This is a genomic window from Vibrio sp. YQ_11 (assembly GCF_043103065.1).
GTDB classification, from domain to species: Bacteria; Pseudomonadota; Gammaproteobacteria; order Enterobacterales; family Vibrionaceae; genus Vibrio; species Vibrio parahaemolyticus.
Map to the genome: position 1 here is coordinate 330,519 of NZ_JBICJM010000006.1, position 13,595 is coordinate 344,113.

At 46.7% G+C, this 13,595-nt stretch carries 11 protein-coding genes; 9 read left to right on the forward strand and 2 right to left on the reverse strand.

The window, feature by feature from the left end; all coding sequences use genetic code 11:
• Window positions 1-210 precede the first annotated feature (210 nt).
• The 3 genes from ACF8EG_RS03940 (at window position 211) to tyrS (ending at window position 3,363) form a co-directional block, all read left to right on the forward strand.
• A complete protein-coding gene (locus ACF8EG_RS03940; protein WP_005464130.1) occupies window positions 211-990 on the forward strand; it encodes a hypothetical protein in 780 nt (259 codons plus the stop codon).
• A gap of 224 nt (window positions 991-1,214) precedes the next feature.
• Window positions 1,215-2,021, forward strand: coding sequence for a helix-turn-helix transcriptional regulator (locus ACF8EG_RS03945; protein WP_005498115.1), 807 nt, complete (start codon window positions 1,215-1,217; stop codon window positions 2,019-2,021).
• 82 nt (window positions 2,022-2,103) lie between these two features.
• Window positions 2,104-3,363 (forward strand): tyrosine--tRNA ligase, encoded by a 1,260-nt coding sequence (gene tyrS, locus ACF8EG_RS03950; RefSeq protein ID WP_069504875.1) that lies wholly within the window; start codon window positions 2,104-2,106, stop codon window positions 3,361-3,363.
• A 105-nt stretch (window positions 3,364-3,468) separates the two neighbouring features.
• Here the strand turns inward: tyrS and ACF8EG_RS03955 are convergent, their stop codons facing one another.
• Both ACF8EG_RS03955 and ACF8EG_RS03960 read right to left on the reverse strand, forming a co-directional pair.
• The gene (locus ACF8EG_RS03955; RefSeq protein ID WP_065764427.1) at window positions 3,469-4,503 is read right to left on the reverse strand and encodes a PotD/PotF family extracellular solute-binding protein; all 1,035 of its coding nucleotides are present in this window, start codon (window positions 4,501-4,503) and stop codon (window positions 3,469-3,471) included.
• A 137-nt stretch (window positions 4,504-4,640) separates the two neighbouring features.
• On the reverse strand, window positions 4,641-5,000 hold the full coding sequence (locus ACF8EG_RS03960; RefSeq protein ID WP_025554572.1) for a DUF6559 family protein: 360 nt from the start codon (window positions 4,998-5,000) through the stop codon (window positions 4,641-4,643).
• 112 nt (window positions 5,001-5,112) lie between these two features.
• Here ACF8EG_RS03960 and ACF8EG_RS03965 point away from each other — a divergent pair, with 112 nt between their 5' ends.
• From ACF8EG_RS03965 to ACF8EG_RS03990, 6 genes are all read left to right on the forward strand, one after another.
• Window positions 5,113-5,994 (forward strand): LysR family transcriptional regulator, encoded by an 882-nt coding sequence (locus ACF8EG_RS03965; protein ID WP_025577376.1) that lies wholly within the window; start codon window positions 5,113-5,115, stop codon window positions 5,992-5,994.
• A gap of 104 nt (window positions 5,995-6,098) precedes the next feature.
• On the forward strand, window positions 6,099-7,181 hold the full coding sequence (locus ACF8EG_RS03970; protein WP_005464114.1) for an efflux RND transporter periplasmic adaptor subunit: 1,083 nt from the start codon (window positions 6,099-6,101) through the stop codon (window positions 7,179-7,181).
• A gap of 10 nt (window positions 7,182-7,191) precedes the next feature.
• The gene (locus ACF8EG_RS03975; protein WP_069504877.1) at window positions 7,192-10,269 is read left to right on the forward strand and encodes an efflux RND transporter permease subunit; all 3,078 of its coding nucleotides are present in this window, start codon (window positions 7,192-7,194) and stop codon (window positions 10,267-10,269) included.
• The gene (locus tag ACF8EG_RS03980; protein ID WP_069504879.1) at window positions 10,251-11,753 is read left to right on the forward strand and encodes an efflux transporter outer membrane subunit; all 1,503 of its coding nucleotides are present in this window, start codon (window positions 10,251-10,253) and stop codon (window positions 11,751-11,753) included. Before ACF8EG_RS03975 ends, ACF8EG_RS03980 begins: the two co-directional genes overlap by 19 nt.
• Window positions 11,754-11,926: 173 nt before the next feature.
• A complete protein-coding gene (locus tag ACF8EG_RS03985; RefSeq protein ID WP_011106259.1) occupies window positions 11,927-12,181 on the forward strand; it encodes a hypothetical protein in 255 nt (84 codons plus the stop codon).
• 371 nt (window positions 12,182-12,552) lie between these two features.
• On the forward strand, window positions 12,553-13,569 hold the full coding sequence (locus ACF8EG_RS03990; RefSeq protein WP_017447948.1) for a GGDEF domain-containing protein: 1,017 nt from the start codon (window positions 12,553-12,555) through the stop codon (window positions 13,567-13,569).
• Window positions 13,570-13,595 lie beyond the last annotated feature (26 nt).

Here is a 13,595-nt window from a genome sequence, read left to right on the forward strand (position 1 = left end):
AGGAAGCCACTTAACACAAGTGCTCCTAAACCAATGAGACAAAGCCCTCAAGCTGCGGTTTGAGGGCTTTTTTGTTGGGCTTATATCACGCCCTTGTCAAGGGTACGTGAGTTCGTGACGTCAATCCCAACCTAGAATCATCGTCAATTTTCCCTATCCCAAATTTCACCTAAAATGAAATAAAACCGACCACGTTTAGGACGAGCTCTAATGAAAAAGCCGATCGTTATCTTAACCACACTTATGTTACTCACCTCTCCTGCTCATGCAGATTGGGACGAGATATCCAACAAAATGTCTGAGCTAGGCGAAGCGGTTTCGGATACTGCGCAAGATGTTTGGGACGACACTAAAGCCTTTTCAAAACAAGCGTGGCAAGATTTCACGAATTGGTCCGAAGAAGCAATCAATACGGCTGGCGAATGGACAGATGCCAGTATCGAAAAAAGCAAAGAATGGATAGATGCCGCAGACAAAAAAATTGATGAGTTGATGGAAGGCGACACGCCAGAAGAAGCGCGTCAAGCGATTGATTTGATGGCCGATAGCACCTTACTCAAACTCTTTAATGAAAAACCAGAAGCGAAAGCGATTTACGATAAAGCTTACGGCTACGCCGTTTTTGATTCTCGCAAGCTCTCTTTGCTTTTCCACACTAATTCAGGATCTGGTGTGGCGGTAGATAAGACCACCGAAAAACGCACCTACATGAACATGTTTGGTATGGGGGTTGCGCTAGGCCTCGGGGGCAAGTTTTATCAGCAAGTGGTTTTGTTTGAAAGCAAACAGGACTTCGATACGTTCGTCAACGAAGGCTGGGAAGCCACCAGCGAAGCTTCAGCAGTTGCAGGCGAAGATGCCGAAGAGTTCTCCGCGCAGTTCAACAGCGGCGTTGCCGTTTATCAGCTCAACTCAAAAGGCTTACTTATCGATGCAAACGTATCTGGTTCAAAATACTGGGTAAATGAAGAGCTCACCAACGCCCAGTAATTGACCTGCTCTGATTGAAAACACTTCACAACAACGAATGGTTTCACAGGAATTGATAAAAATCTGAGAATTAACAATCATAGAATTAACAATCGAGAACGCAAAACTGAGTACCTGAGCAACTTTTTAGGGGGAAGTCACGAGAAGATGGTGACTTCCCTTTCTCGTTGGATTGCTTTTGGTTATGCTTGCGCAAAATTAAATCATGTCAACTCGATGATCGCATGCCTAACCAAAACTTTAACGCGCAACTCGCAGAAGCAATTTCTGCTTTAAACACGCCTAACTTCACCCCAAAATTGATGAGCGTGATTCACTCAATTTTCGATTTTGATTGCGCGATCATTCTTGGTTACCGAGAAGGCAAACATCCGATCTATCTTTATGACTCGATTGAAAATGAACGTGAGTTGCTATTTCAACGTTACCTGACCAACTCATTTCAAAACGATCCGTTTTTCCAAAACCTCAACCAGCACAAGCAACAAGGCATCTTCACCCTAAAAGATGTGGCGAAAAAAGGCATCGAATATCAAACGTATCGAAAGCAGTTTTACGATCAAACAGGTTGGAAAGATGAACTCAGCATGCTGGTAGAAATCGAATCCGGTCGTTGGGTAATTCTCTATTTTGGCTGCTTGCGTGAAGGTAAACGCTTCTCTGCCGCGCAAATCAACAGCTTGCGCTCGCATTTTTCTGTTCTTCAATCGCTGTGCCAACAGCATTGGAAACAAGCCGAGTTTAACTTATCAGAGCCCGTAGTTCGCCCAGACGCCTACACAGGCAATATGAAGGTTGCCATTGAGCAGGCGTTAAGCTCATTTGGCATAGAGTCACTGACTCGACGGGAGCAGGAAGTCGCCTCCCTCCTTGCTCAAGGGTTTGATACTAAAGAAATTTCTGCGCATCTTCATCTTGTTCAAGGCACAGTAAAAAACCATCGAAAGCGCATCTATTCTCAGCTTAATGTTTCATCGTTGAGTGAGCTGTTTCAATTGTTCCTCAACCACCTGATCATGCACTCAAAATAGAAAACCATCCCTTTAGGGATATATCGACAAAAGGTGTCGCGTTTTAGTCTGAATACAACAACCACTAAAACAGACAAAAAGAATGACGACACCATTACTGCAAGATTTACAAGATCGTAGTTTGATTGCACAAGCCAGCGATTTGGAAGAAATTCAGACACTTCTCTCACAACCTCAAACCGTTTACTGCGGCTTCGATCCTACTGCAGGCAGCTTGCACATCGGCCACCTCGTGCCTTTGATTATGCTTAAGCGCTTTCAAGATGCCGGACACCAAGCCGTTGCCCTGATCGGTGGTGCAACGGGCATGATTGGCGACCCAAGCTTTAAAGCGACTGAGCGCAGTCTGAACTCAGCGGAAATCGTCTCAGGCTGGGTTAACGATCTCTCAAACCAAATTCAACAGTTGATGAATCACCAATTGAGCAAGCCAATGATCATGGTGAACAACGCTGACTGGATGAGAGCAATCAATGTGATCGACTTCTTCCGCGATGTGGGTAAGCACTTCTCGATCAATACTATGATCAACCGAGAATCGGTAAAACAACGCCTGCAACGCCCTGACCAAGGTATCTCCTTCACCGAATTTAGCTACGCTCTGCTGCAATCGTACGATTTTGCCGAGCTAAACCGTCAATACGGTTGCCGTTTGCAAATCGGTGGCAATGACCAATGGGGGAACATCGTTAGTGGGATCGATTTAACTCGTCGTCAAAATGGTGAGCAAGTATTTGGCTTAACTCTGCCGCTGATCACCAAATCCGATGGCACCAAATTTGGCAAAACTGAAGGTGGTGCAGTATGGCTAGATCCTAGCAAGACCTCTCCTTACGCGTTCTACCAGTTCTGGCTTGGCGCAGAAGACGCCGACGTTTACCACTTCTTGCGTTACTACACATTCTTGAGCTGCGAAGAAATTGCCAGCATTGAAGCGCAAGACCAAGCAAGCCAAGGTAAACCGCAAGCACAACGTATTCTCGCTGAGGAAATGACGCGATTTGTTCATGGCGAAGAAGGCCTAGCTAGCGCCGAGCGCATCACTCAAGCTTTATTCAGCGGTAATGTGCAACAACTGAGTTTGGGTGAATTAAAACAATTGGAGTTGGATGGTTTACCAAGCATTGAGAGCGCACAACAAGATTTGGTTGAGCTGTTGATTGAGTCGGGCTTAGCAAGTTCGAAGCGTGTTGCACGCGAACACATCAGCAACAACGCCATCAGTGTAAACGGAGAAAAAGTGTCGGCTGATAACCCGAGTTTGAGCTTCCCACTGTTCGATCAATACTGGTTACTGCAACGCGGTAAAAAGCACTTCTGCCTCGTAAAGCGTGCCGCGTAGCAACACTCGCAGTACAAAGCCTATAAAAATTCCCCTCACTACTTTCGTGATGAGGGGAATCCAAATTTGAACGATTTTAAGCCTAACAATAGGCAAAGACGTTGCTTATTGCGTTCTTAAACGTTGCCAGTACTTTTCGTAAATCGCTAACGTTTCTGCGCCAACATCATTAATAAACTCGCCTTTTTTCATGTCTTCTGATGAAGGGAAAATAGTACGGTTGTTTTTCAAATCTTCTGGCAATTTGTCACGCCCAGCGTTCGTTGCCGACGCATAACCCAAACTGGTCACGATTTCCGCTTGGTTCTCTGATTGGTACATAAAGTTAATAAATTTATGCGCCAATGCTTTGTTTTTACTGCCAGACGGAATAGTGAAGTTGTCCATCCACAATACCGCGCCCTCTTCCGGCATCACGAACTTCAGCTCAGGCATTTCAACCTGCCCTTGGAATGCGTTGCCGTTCCATTGCATGCCGACCGATGTTTCACCGGACACGTAAGGGACTTGAGGTGCATCTGAGTTGTACAGCAATACGTTATTTTTCAGTGCCACTAAAGAATCGAAAGCCTGTTTGATTTCTGCTTCATCTTTGGTGTTCACACTATGGCCATTTTTCTTCAGCGCCATACCGAACACATCGCGAACGTCATCAATCAACATGACTTGTTGTTCGTATTGCGACTCCCATAAGTCAGCCCATTTTGTCACTGGTTGCTCAACCATGGATTCGTTGTAGCTGATCCCGGTAATGCCCCAAATATAAGGCAAAGAGTAATCATTTTTCGGATCGTGCGCTTGGCCGAGTAAGCCGTCCATTGTGTCTTGCATGTTTGGCACTTGAGCGTGATCTATTTTCGAAAGCAGCCCTTCTCGACCCATTTTTTCAATGAAGTACGCAGAAGCAAAAACCACATCGTAACCAGAACCTTTTAGCAATTTTAGCTTGGTGTACATTGATTCATTATTCTCAAAGGTAGAATAATTAATCGTAACGCCTTCTTGTTTTTCAAACGCTTTTAACGATGCTTCCGGCAAATAGCCACCCCATGCATAAACGTTCAACGTTTTGCTATCTGCATGAGCAAACATGCTGAGCACAAGAGCACTCAGCCCCAATCCTTTGATGATTAATTTCATGGTATGCGATCCAACCAGTCCAGCGACGCGCTGGGATTCGGGTGCATAATTAGGTAATTGTTACCCAATTGAAAGAAAATTTAATTAATCTTTAACAGCAAAAATATTTATCGAATTTATAAAATTAATGCGCGTTTTTAATAGCGACTGTGCATACCAAAATGATGAGACATTCCATCTTCCATTCTACCGCCTTTCCAGCCACCAGCCCCGAATAAATGAAGCACATCCTGAGCGGTATAATCGACACCAGCAAAGAAGTCATGCGCCACATCAGAGCGGATGGCTTGCAACTCTGGCTGGTTTTCCAAATCAAGATCTTGCGGATTCGCATACAACGCCAACGCAATTTTTTGTTGGCACGTGCTTAACTCGCTGGTGCTCGTCTTTACCTGACCGACGGAAAAGTACTCACGACTGCCGTATCCCACCATCAATCTGGTACTCATAAGCTTAATCACTTTCTTAATGCGGCGACGTTGTATAAATCTCAACATGTTGAAGTCCTTATTTATATTTCGATAATTAATAATAAGTTTTGTATACCACACATCAATACTCTAGAGTGTCAGGGTTTAGCACGGCACTCAAAGAGTATGGAGTTCAAGAGTGAAAATTGACGATCTAAAACTGTTCACCAAAGTCGTCCAACTTGGCAGCTTTACAGCGGCAGCCAATGCTTTGGACTTGCCACGAGCAAATGTAAGTCGACGCATTGGAGAACTAGAACGTTACCTCGGAACGCAACTTTTTCACCGCACCACTCGCAGCCTTTCGTTGACAAACAAAGGCGATGCCTACTACCAAGATCTACAAAAAGTACTCACCTTGCTTGATTCGGCAAACCAGCAAGCCAGTAACGAAAGCATCGAGGTCAGAGGAAAAATCAAACTTGGCCTTCTGCCAGAAACCTATGAACCTCTTCAACCCATTTTGTTTGAATTTCAGGATCAATACCCGCAGGTTGAACTCGACATTCGCAATATCAACAATGGCTTTATTGATATGTTTCAGCAGGGGTTGGACATCGCACTGCACGGCGGCATGCTGTTTGATTCAGACATTGTCGCGAGAAAGATCTTAACGCTAGACCGATGTGTCGTTGCCTCACCGAACTATCTTCAAACTCACGGCACGCCCGCCACATTAGAAGAGTTGAGCGATCATCAGTGCATTTGTTTTCGTTGGCCAAATGGCAATGTCGACAACCTTTGGCATTTTCAGGAACAAAACGTAGCGCTCAAACCGAAACTCATTTCCAACAACATCGGCTTTATTAAAAGCTCCACAGTGCTTGACCGCGGCATCAGTTATATCCCAAAACTGTTGGTAAAAAATGAGCTCGAATCCGGTGCATTGGTGCAAGTATTGTCTCAATATGCTGTCACAGAAGAAACGGGGTGGTTGCTCTATCCTCAACCGAAAACGCTGAACCAAGCCAGCCGGTTACTTATTGAACATTTGTGCAATAAAATCCCAAAACTTTTGTAGTTTGCATTTATTGTCATAAAATTTGTGACATTGAATCATGCGCACGCATGATTATCTGAACATCTGTGAATTATAAGATGGCGCCGAAATTATGGAGCCATCTTATGAATCATCAAATCAAAACCGCTGCGCTGAGCACTATCGCGCTCTCTCTACTCGGCTGTAATCAAGCTCAACCTCAGGTTGAGGAGCCAAGCGCATCCAGACCCGTTCAAGTGATTGAAGTCAATGAAAGGAATGAAGAACTCAATAAATCATTCAGCGGGATCGTAAAAGCAAAAGAAACCGCCTCACTCTCTTTTCGTGTACCCGGCACCGTGGAAAGCGTGTTCGTAAATAAAGGCAGCGTGGTAGAAAAAGGCCAAGTCATTGCCACGCTGGACAAGCACGACTACCAAGTCTCACTAGAAGAATTACAAGCGCGCATGTTAGAAGCGCAATCAGCCCACAAACTCGCGAAAGCCGAGTTAAAGCGCGTAAAACAAGCAACTTCTGATGATGCCATTGCCAGCGTAAACTTAGACCGAGCCATCAGCAGCTACGAACGTAGCCTCTCTGCCGTCAAAGTGGTTGAGAAAAACATCCAACGTGCAAAAGATGCCCTACGTTACACCACTCTACGTGCACCATTCACTGGCATTGTTGCCGACGTTTCTGTTGATCCACATGAACAAACCTTGCCGGGCGGCAGTGTTGTGTCAATTCAGCAAGAAGGCAGCTGGGAAGTGGACATCGACGTGCCGGAAAATATGATTGCGCAATTCGCACTAGGTCAGCCAGCATCGTTGACTTGGTATGATTCGGAGCAATCCTACCGAGCAACCGTGGCAGAAATCGCGCCGAAGAAGCACCTGCTCAAACAAACCTATACCGTCACGCTAGACATCGATTCGATTTCCAGTGCGCTATTCAACGGTAAAGCCGTCACAGTAAATACCGCGCTCAACACCAGTCACTCAAGCCATTGCTTTCCTTACTCTGCAATTTTGGGGGAGAAACAAACTCTGCACGTGAATGTGGTTCGTGATGCGGTTATTCATTCAGAGCCGGTCAATCTTGACTCTATCGACGCATACCAAGCGTGTGTGACCGGAAGTTTTGAGCAAGGCGATTATGTGGTGATCAGCGGTAGCCATTATCTGAGCGAGGGTGATGCCGCCCCAAACCTGACCATCAAGACGTTGTAGGTGCGAATCCATGATCAATTTAGCTGAATTCGCGATTCGCCAACGTAAGTTCGTTCTGTTCTTTATCGTATTGAGCGTGATCGCTGGCATCTATTCTTACTTCGACTTAGGCAAGTTGGAAGACCCGAGCTTTACAGTAAAAACTGCGGTAGTCGTGACCCTTTATCCGGGTGCATCTGCCGAAGAAGTCGAGCACCAAGTCACCGATACCGTGGAAACCAAATTGCAGGAAATGGCGGAGTTGGATCGCTTGCGCTCATTGTCTCGCCCAGGTTTGTCTATGGTCTTTGTTGACCTCAAAGAGAGCCTTAACTCCAAAGCACTTCCGCAGGAATGGGACTTATTGAGACGCAAAGTGGACGATGTAAAACTGCAGCTACCTTCCAGCGCGCAGATCAGCGTAGTACAAGACGAGTTCTCTGAAGTCTACGGTATGCTTTTCTCTATCCACAGCACAGATGCTGCGCCAGAAGAGTTGCGTCGCTACGCCGAAGAGCTGCAACGCCAAATCAAAGCCGTCGACGGCATCAAAAAGATCGAGCTACACGGCATTCAACCTCGCGTTGTACATATCGATATGCCAGACGAGCGCTTGGCTCAATATGGTTTGTCGATCGCACAAGTTTGGAACCAACTGAGCACACAAAACAGCACGTTCGAAGCGGGAAAATTCGATGCGGGTACAGAGCGTATTCGTATTGCGCAAACCAGTGAGTTTCAGTCTCTAGAAGACATTCGCAATTTAATCATCAATGGTGGCACCGGCGAGTTTGGCTCGGGGTTGATTCGTCTTGGTGACATCGCCGACATCACCATGGGTTATCAAACACCAGCATTGGCAGAAAACCGCTACAACGGAGAGCCCGCTGTCACCTTGGCTGTGAGCCCAGTTCAAGGCATTAACGTGGTGTCACTTGGCGATACGATTCAAGACATCATCGCTAACTACCAGGCAACGCTGCCGCTGGGTGTCGACATCTCGACCGTTGCTTATCAACCTGAAGAAGTACAAAAGTCTATCGACGACTTTGTTGGCAACCTGCTTGAAAGTGTCGCGATTGTTTTTGTGGTGTTGTTGGTCTTCATGGGTTTTAAGAGTGCAACCATCGTTGGCGCAAGCTTGCTCCTGACGATTTTGCTCACGCTTGTATACATGAACATCGCCAGCATCGATTTGCACCGTGTCTCGCTAGGTACGTTTATTCTCGCACTGGGCATGTTGGTGGATAACGCCATTGTGATCACCGATATGATGATCGCTAAGCTCAACAAAGGTATCGAGCGAACTCGCGCCGCGATTGATTCCGTCAAAGAAACCGCTGTGCCACTTTTAGGCGCAACTGTCATCGCGATTATGGGCGCAAGCCCAGTGTTGTTCTCCAAAACCGACTCCGCCGAGTTTGCGAGCTCTGTGTTCTACATTGTGGCATCGTCACTGTTGCTTTCATGGATCGTCGCGATGACGTTTACGGTATTAATGGCGTGGATGTTCATCAAGCCAAAAGCTAACAACGAAGAGACTAAACCGAGCCGTTATAAACAGTTGGTATTCTGGACGGTGGACAACCCGCGTAAAGCATTAGCCGCTTTGGTTCCGTTGATTTTAGTCACCGCCGTGGCAATCCCGTATGTGGCCGTGAACTTTATTCCTCAGTCGGATCGCTCAATTGTGTTTCTCGATTACTGGCTACCCAATGGTGCCAAGATTGAACAAACCTCGGCAGACATGCGCAAAGTTGAAGAATGGTTGGTCGCACAACCAGAAGTGGAAAGTATCTCTAGCTATGTCGGCACCAGTGCACCTCGCTTCTCGGTAACGGTAGAGCCTGAGCCGCTCGACCCTGCCTACGGGCAGATTCTGATCAACACCAAAGACTACGAGAGCATTAGTTACTTGGTGACGCGTGGTGATGATTGGCTGAAAGAGGCGTTTCCGGATGCCGAACCTCGCTTTCGAGCGCTGAAGCTGGCAACCAAAGATAAGTTCGCGGTTGAGGTGCGTTTTTCTGGTCCGGATGAAACCGTATTACATCAACTAGCGGCGGAAGCGAAAACGATTTTTGCTTCAAACCCTGATGCAAAATACATTCGCGATGATTGGCGCCAAGAAAGCAAAGTGCTCAAGCCGATTCTAAACCAAGACAAAATGCGTCAAGCAGGAATTAACCGCGCCGATGTCGCTTTCGCGCTAAAACGCGCATCAGACGGCATGCCGCTCGGACAAATGAACCTGAATGATGAGCTGATTCCAATTCAGTTACGTGGCACATCACAAAACATGGCGTCACTAGAAACGCTACCTGTGCGCTCTCTACTTGGCTTTAACAGCGTTCCACTTGGTCAAGTGGTGGATGGATTCGAACTGGTCACCGAAGAGAGCATGATTTGGCGACGAGACCGCGTGAAAACCATCACGGTTCAAGCGGGTGTGAGCCGAGACTCCACACCAGCGAATGTAAGAAATGCCATTAAAGATCAGGTTGAAGCTATCCAACTTCCGGCGGGTTACAGCATGGAATGGGGAGGCGAATATTACGATGAAGACAAAGCGGTCACCGACATCATGAAGCAGCAACCAAAAGCAATGCTGATCATGGTGATCATTTTAGTCGCGATGTTCAACGGCTTTAAGCAACCAATCATCATCCTCGCAACGCTACCACTGGCAGCATCAGGGGCTGTGTTTGCTCTGCTTGGATTCGATAAACCATTTGGCTTTATGGCGCTGATCGGAGCTATCACACTAACCGGGATGATCATCAAAAATGGCATCGTACTAATGGATCAAATTGAGCTCGAACGCGCAAATGGCAAGAGCTTGTCTGACGCGATCAAAGAAGCCACGGTCAACCGTACTATGGCCATTTCTATGGGTGCGTTAACGACTGCGCTCGGCATGATCCCGCTGCTGTCAGATCTGCTGTTTGACCAAATGGCGGCAACCATCATCGGAGGCTTGGCGGCCGCAACCATATTGTCACTGTTTGTCATGCCTGCGCTGTATCGCCTTGCTTATAAAGAAAAAGCACCGTCCACACAAACCAACGCTGAGCTAGAGGAGGCGTCATCGTGGAAAAATTCATTCTAACGCCTGTCGTTCTAGCCCTAAGTTTAGCAGGTTGTGCAGTGGGCCCCGACTACCAAGCACCGACCACCAGCATGGCAGAAACCTACTTGAACGCCGAAAATGCAGGGTTGAGTACCGATTCACAACCCGTTGAGTTTTGGTGGACTAAGTTTCACGATCCGGTGTTGAATCAAATGGTTCAAGACATGCAGAGCCAAAACATTCCGCTGAAAGTGGCGGCCGAGCGGGTGAAAATGGCCAACAACTATAAAACCATGGTGGAGTCATTCAAGGTACCGACAATTAATCTCGGTGCGGGTTACATGAACTATCAGTTCAGTAAAAATGACTCTTCACTCGGTCCGATATTGAATCCACTCAGTGATTCCGTGTCGGGTCTGCCACCTCAAATTGGTAACGTCACCCTAATGGATAATCAGCACGATGGCGTATTTGCAGGCGCGAGTATAGCTTGGGAGGCTGATCTGTTTGGGCGCATCGACCGCCAAGCGAACGCGGCGCAAATTCGTCTCGAACAAGCTCAGATCTATCAAAGCGGCTTGAACACGGTGATCACAGCGGATTTGATTCACAACTACTTGCAATACCAAGGCGCGAGTGAGCGCCTTGAATTGGCAAAGTCGAACTTAGAAGATCAACGACGCACACTCGACCTCGTCGGAAAAGTCGTGCGTAGCGGCTACGGTTCTGATCTCGATTTAGCCCAAGCAAAGGCCACGCTTGCGGCGATGGAATCGCTCGTTCCGCAGTTAGAGATTGCCCAACAAGCGCACAAACATCGTTTAGCGGTGCTGCTTGGCGAGCCGCTAACGCAAGTCGAAATTCGCCTGTCTAAGCAGCATAGTGTACCTGTCATGCAGGACATGGTGCCGGTCGGTTTACCTTCCGATCTGTTGAAACGTCGTACCGATATTCGCTTAGCAGAGCGCGAAATGGCCGCGCTCAATGAAGAGTTAGCAGCAAGCGTTGCTGATCAATATCCGAAGTTCTTTTTGACGGGCGCTCCGGGGTTGTCTGCGTCAAGCTTTGACGATCTTTTCAGTAGCGATTCTTTCGGTTGGATGGGCGCGGCAGGCGTAAGCTGGAACTTGTTCGATGGGGGTCGTGGCGAGGCAATTGAAGCCATCAACCAAGCGCGTTTTGATTCGGCGACATTGTCTTATCAACATACGGTCGAGGCGGCTTTGGCAGAAACCGAATCCTCGCTGTTTGCTTATGGTCGCAGCCAAGAAAATCAGCGCCGAATCGATGATGCATTGAAAGCCACCAATAACGCCGTCAACAAAGCCAAGTCACTGTACCGAGCAGGCTTGATTGATCACTTATCAGTTTTAGATGCGCAACGTCAGCAACGCATGATGCAAGATCAGCAAGTCGCGGCAAAGTTACAAACCGCACAAGCTACGATTGCGCTCTACAAATCACTTGGTGGTGATTGGACGCTACAACCAGAAGCACAACCCGAAACGAATGCCAAAGGTTAGGTTTCTTACAAGCCTCACACCTTTGCATCATAACGGATGCCGTTAAATCGGTTAAAAAGAGGCCACTTAGTTTGTGAGGCAAATATTTCTACCACCTATACCCTCTCTCGGTTGTATAATGCCGGCTCTGAAATATTTTGTTACGTTACTTCGGTAACCCCTGAGATTACAACATGAACAACAGCAGATGGGTCGGCTTGCTCGGCGGCACGATCGTTTTACTTTGCACATTTCTCCTATTCGGATCTTCCGTTCATGCTGATTGGTACATGATGCCTGCAGAAGCAGTGAACGGCATCGCATTTACACTGGCTTTCGGGCTAGGGCTGAATAGCATTTTTGCCTACGTCACAGCATTCATTACGCTCGCTGCGTTATTCTACATTGGCTATGTTGTTGGCTACCGCGTTCATCAAAAGCTTAGGTAGAAACCTTAACTTTAAAACCATTTATCTCAACCCACCTAACACTTAAGTTTTAGCTTTTATTCAATAAATTGGCTTTTAACCTACTTTTTATGCGGACATATTGAGATCGGAGCATTTTCCCGAAAACCGTATAGTTTTATGCCATGCTGCCTCATAGAATAGTTTATAAAAACGGCAGTAGGTATCGAGCAACTTTATGAAATGCAGTGTCGCATGCAGACGAGAACAACGCCCGAGAAAGCATATGCGCCCAGCATTTCCCAACCTAAGCGGCGCACTTTCTGTGTTTCTCCCGTCCTCCATTCACACTCAGTCCATACAGACTTCTCTCCCTGACTGCTCATTATTTGCTGTTCCTAAGAGACATAACGATGGACAGAACGCAGTTCACCAAAATTTTTACGCGCTACTACATGCGCTCTACAAGTTTGGGGATTATTTTTACCCTATTCGCTTGTGCAATCAGAGGGGTTAATCTTGTTGTATACCTTCCTTACGTGTTATCCGCGAGCACTTGTTTTACTTACCTTTGGGCAAGTCGAACTTTCACGCTCGAGCAAAAACATCAATCTGTCGTCATTGCCCTAATCCTCGGTTACACCCTCACTTTTTACCTGTACTTTTTCTTAGGCGGGCATTTTCTTTTTTCGTCGTTGGTGACAATCAACCTACTTTTGACCATGGTTGAGTTCGGTGTTTTTTGGTCGTTCTTTACCTACGCCTTATCAATGACTTTTTGCTTTTACATTGATTTGATAACGGCAGGGAATGACCCTTTTAAACTCCACGCTTTAAAAGAATTTTTCATTCAAAGTACGTTTTTATTTTTGTTCAACCTGTTTATTTACAAAGGGCTACGCTCTATCGAGTGTTATTGGCATGGCATTTGGCAAACACAATATGAACAGGTGGAAAAGCTTGAACGATTGCTCGAAATCGACGAGCTCACTGGGTGCTATTCCCGCTTTAAAGGCAATCAACTGATCGAACAACAGATTCAACGTGCCCAACCGTTTACTCTGTTGTACATCGATCTTGATGGCTTTAAAGCCGTGAATGATGAATTTGGTCACGACGCCGGAGATAAGGTGTTGCAGATCACCGCCCAACGTATTTTGCATCTGTTAGACGACGGCCAGTTCGCGACACGCATCGGAGGCGATGAGTTTATTCTGTGCCTGCCAAACATCGAAGACACCAAGGAGTTAGAACAATTTCAGTCTTTGCTGCATCACGCATGCAGTGCACCCATTTTTATCCATTTTCAAAACGTTCACATCGGTTTAAGTGTTGGTATGGCTCGCTTTCCTCATGAAGGAAGCTGTAGCGATTCCTTAATTCAACATGCTGACCAAATGATGTACCTCACTAAAAGATCAAGAACATAAAGTTTTGGCTCGGTCCGAGCCGCTGA

Bases quoted from the DNA above. Each gene is read 5' to 3' on its own strand.
- ACF8EG_RS03940 (WP_005464130.1), top strand. From the start codon at position 211: ATGAAAAAGCCGATCGTTATCTTAACCACACTTATGTTACTCACCTCT.
- ACF8EG_RS03985 (WP_011106259.1), top strand. From the start codon at position 11,927: ATGAACAACAGCAGATGGGTCGGCTTGCTCGGCGGCACGATCGTTTTA.
- ACF8EG_RS03975 (WP_069504877.1), top strand. From the start codon at position 7,192: ATGATCAATTTAGCTGAATTCGCGATTCGCCAACGTAAGTTCGTTCTG.
- ACF8EG_RS03960 (WP_025554572.1), bottom strand. From the start codon at position 5,000: ATGTTGAGATTTATACAACGTCGCCGCATTAAGAAAGTGATTAAGCTT.
- ACF8EG_RS03970 (WP_005464114.1), top strand. From the start codon at position 6,099: ATGAATCATCAAATCAAAACCGCTGCGCTGAGCACTATCGCGCTCTCT.
- ACF8EG_RS03945 (WP_005498115.1), top strand. From the start codon at position 1,215: ATGCCTAACCAAAACTTTAACGCGCAACTCGCAGAAGCAATTTCTGCT.
- ACF8EG_RS03955 (WP_065764427.1), bottom strand. From the start codon at position 4,503: ATGAAATTAATCATCAAAGGATTGGGGCTGAGTGCTCTTGTGCTCAGC.
- tyrS (WP_069504875.1), top strand. From the start codon at position 2,104: ATGACGACACCATTACTGCAAGATTTACAAGATCGTAGTTTGATTGCA.
- ACF8EG_RS03990 (WP_017447948.1), top strand. From the start codon at position 12,553: ATGGACAGAACGCAGTTCACCAAAATTTTTACGCGCTACTACATGCGC.